Source organism: Fibrobacter sp., from assembly GCF_045112255.1.
Lineage (GTDB): Bacteria > Fibrobacterota > Fibrobacteria > Fibrobacterales > Fibrobacteraceae > Fibrobacter.
Genome location: NZ_JBGUHR010000075.1, coordinates 1 through 3290, shown reverse-complemented (window position 1 = coordinate 3290; position 3290 = coordinate 1). Strand labels below are relative to the sequence as shown.

The following is a 3290-nucleotide window of genomic DNA, read 5'->3' as shown; positions in this document are numbered from 1 at the left end:
CTCCAGTGCGCCGTCCAGACAATTCGGCGGATACAGAGTCGCGTATCCGTTGGGCAGACTGATACCGCCAGTCTTGACGTTAGGGAAGTTGCTGATAACGTCATCTGGGTATCGTTCGTGCATGCCATACATTGCGTCGACAACTTGTCCGTAAGTAATGTCGTCGTCGACCGACAGCACTGGACAGCCGGGATAGCGCCGCATCGTGTACAGCACCTTCTTGAATGGGCCTATGTTCCTTGGGCACCAGATGACTTCGTCCACGCCAAGCTCCGGCAGTTCGACGCCTTCGAACTCGTCCTTGGCAAGAGTAAGGACGACGTGCGCATTTCTCGCGTGTGCGCGTATGGTAGCCACAGTGTCGGCGACACGGTGGATTCTTCCACGCCACGATGTCATGCTTACAAGTCGTTCCATTTCGGTTTCCTCTTTAGTGCCTCGCGCAGCATCTTCCCAGCGGACAATATGGCGGATGCCGTCCTGAGCAAAAAATTCTCTTGGGCGGTTACACCCGGCGTCATCGACATCGACCCTATCTGCATATCCGCACGGCCAGAATCCTTGACTGGTGACGCCTTCTTGACTACCAGTAAGCTCTTTAGCGACGGAATCTGCCTAGCGACATAGTTCTTGACATTCTCAGCGAGCTGCCGATCCCTAGTGGCGGTTTCTCGCCATAGATATGCGACACGAATCGGGCCGCTTTTACTCCACGCATTTACCATAACGCCGACATAGTAGTTGTCGGCTATGCTGATCTGTGAGTAAAAGTCAGCGATGCCAGCCGCCGTGCCAGCGGCAATCTTTTTAACCATCCTTACCGCACGGGCCAAGGACACCACCAGTAGGACGGTGAAGACGACTGGCATCAATCGTTTCATTTCTTCTTGTCTTCCACTTCGGCTTCGTAGAATACCATGTAGCGGCTTCCACGCGGATTGTACATGAACACGATCTGGACGTCGGACAAGGAAAGTCCCTGTTCCATGATCCACTTGTCGACGTTCTCGACGCCGCCAGTCACTTGATGATGCATGATTACTTTCATAATAAAAACTCCTTGCCATAAATATAGCAAGGAGTTCAGCAAAAATCAAACGAGGACTAGCGTCCGAGCTCTTCTTTCGCTTGCTTTATGTATTGGAAGGTCGACCAGATCTTGTAGAGCGCCGCATTGTCTTGGGTAATAAGACCTTGTTTCAATGCATTCTCGGTATCGCGCTGCGACAGCCTTGAGAAGTCTCGGAAATCCTTTACCTTGTCCATGTAGTATTCGAGGGTGCGGTTCCAGTCCATCTCTGGGTATGCGGCCTTCATATCCTTCGCAAGACGGTCTACGAAACCGCCTACCGGAGTGCCGCCACGGTTGACTCGCCATAGGAACTGGAAGAATTTCTCGTTCGGTCTCGGAGTCACCTCCAGCTGCGCTGGGTTCGCGGACTGGGCGTAACGCTGGTACAGCTTGTAGTACGGAAGACGACTGAACACGTTTCGGAGTTCACCGATGCAAGACACCCTAGAGGCGACTGGCTGGTAGCCCTTCGGAGCGTTCTCCTTGGCGATGCGTTCGGCTTCCTTGCGGTCGAACTCGGCTTGGTCTTCCTCGGTAAGCTTGGCGACTGGCTTCGCTTCTTCAGGAACCACGTCACTCGAATACTTCATCTTCTGAACCATCAAGTATCCGCCGACGGAACCTTCCTCTTGGGCCTTCTGAAGGTTTACGAGGAACCAGTAGCACTTCTGCAGCACCGTGCGGAGAGCGGAGTTCTCAAGCTTGAGCATGTTCAAGATTCTGTTGGTGTTGGCCACGTCGAATGTAGGGAACGAAATATTCTGGGCAGTGCTACGATCGAACTCGCGATGGTCGCTGTCACGGTCATGGCGAATAACGTAATCGAGATTCTTCTGTTCGTCGAACGGAATTCCATATTTCTGATAAGTTCTCGCAACGACATTCACTGCGGCCTTGTAGTAGTTCTGGCGAGCTTCGTGCGGATTCGGTACGCTGATGGACGAGTTGCGCATGTTCATGCCGACGCTGTTGTCCAAATACTGCTCGTAACGTTCACGACCTTGCTTCGCAGCGTCAGTAGCCATCGAAAAACTCTGTGGGAACTTTCGAGCTTGGGTTTCCAGCTTACGGCGAGCCTCGACCGGATCAAAAGGGATGCCCCAAGACTTGTTCTTTTGTTCAAGCTTCTCCAAGCGACGCTTAATTTCAGTCTCGATCTCTGGAGGCAGCGGCTGGTCTGGCGGAATGACAAAGTCGTGGTGAGTAAACGTGAACGCTTCCATCAGCGCCGTCGACAAGTGCTCCGGCATTTTGATGGATTCAATTATTGCGGAAAATTCTTCCAGCTGTTCAATCTCGTTCATAGTGGCCAATCGTTTCAAGCTATTTGCAGTTTATCAAGAAAGCGGCCACCAAGATTTCTCTCGGTGGCCGACTCCACTATGCCAGACACGGCTTCCCACAGACCGCGTCCATGATTTAAATTACATTATTTGCTGAAGAATGTTGCAATTATCTTACCGAACCACTGGTAAAGACGCTTTGCGTTGGGGCCAGCGGCGGAGATATCCTTCAATGCGTTGAAAGAACGATTGTACTGAACGCTGCCGGGGCCATCGTTGACGAAGCTCAACGAGAACACGCTACCCAAGTGGTCGCTGTCCACCAGCTTCTTCTTGAACATCGACAAGCGGATTGTACGAGAAGCGACATTGTAGCAAAGTTCAAACGCCTCACCGTCAAACTTGAACTTCCAGTCGTCACTCGGAATGGCTAGAATCTTGTTCACCATCGTCTTCGGCAAGTCCGTCATGAGGTTCGCCAAGGACTCTTCCGGGGTCAGCGGCTTCTTCGGCTGGACGATCGGATGACTAGCATTAACCTTCCTGGAGCGAGCGTATTCTTGTTCAAAGATATCGCCAACCGTGCAGTCACCCTTTCCGAAACCGTTACCGTCCTTGACAGTATCGAACATGCAAGGCGTCGGGCCGAAGATAAGAGTATTGCCGAGCTCAGCTTCAGGCGCATTCTTCCAGAACTGGCGGTACGTCTGGTTTGAGAACAAACTAGGGTCGGCACCCTTGTTCGTCGGCGGAATATGTCCGTCATTCTGAAGCTTCTCGAACATGTTGGTCGCCTTCGAGAAGTTGTTCGTACTGAACTCGTTGCGTTCCTTGTTCAGTTGGTCGAATTCTGGACTGTTGCCCATAGCGAACTTGCTGATCATGTCTGGTTCATCCATGAACTTCGCTGCGTCTGCGGCAGAAATGTTGCCAAG

4 protein-coding genes and 1 pseudogene are annotated in these 3290 nt (G+C 52.0%); all 5 read right to left on the bottom strand.

The genetic code is table 11. The features are described 5' to 3' along the window. Positions 1 to 399 (bottom strand): annotated as a pseudogene (locus ACJMM9_RS10605) (hypothetical protein); the annotation flags it as partial. A gap of 2 nt (positions 400 to 401) precedes the next feature. After that, a complete protein-coding gene (locus ACJMM9_RS10600) occupies positions 402 to 815 on the bottom strand; it encodes a hypothetical protein (RefSeq protein WP_405326592.1) in 414 nt (137 codons plus the stop codon). A gap of 62 nt (positions 816 to 877) precedes the next feature. After that, on the bottom strand, positions 878 to 1048 hold the full coding sequence (locus tag ACJMM9_RS10595) for a hypothetical protein (protein ID WP_405326589.1): 171 nt from the start codon (positions 1046 to 1048) through the stop codon (positions 878 to 880). 56 nt (positions 1049 to 1104) lie between these two features. Next, complete coding sequence (locus ACJMM9_RS10590) at positions 1105 to 2376, bottom strand: hypothetical protein (protein ID WP_405326587.1); 1272 nt, start codon at positions 2374 to 2376, stop codon at positions 1105 to 1107. A gap of 125 nt (positions 2377 to 2501) precedes the next feature. Beyond that, the coding region (locus tag ACJMM9_RS10585) for a hypothetical protein (RefSeq protein ID WP_405326584.1) at positions 2502 to 3290 on the bottom strand (789 nt) is incomplete at its 5' end.

Excerpts from the sequence above, each read along its gene's own strand:
- ACJMM9_RS10590 (WP_405326587.1), bottom strand. The coding sequence starts at position 2,376 with ATGAACGAGATTGAACAGCTGGAAGAATTTTCCGCAATAATTGAATCC.
- ACJMM9_RS10600 (WP_405326592.1), bottom strand. The coding sequence starts at position 815 with ATGGTTAAAAAGATTGCCGCTGGCACGGCGGCTGGCATCGCTGACTTT.
- ACJMM9_RS10595 (WP_405326589.1), bottom strand. The coding sequence starts at position 1,048 with ATGAAAGTAATCATGCATCATCAAGTGACTGGCGGCGTCGAGAACGTC.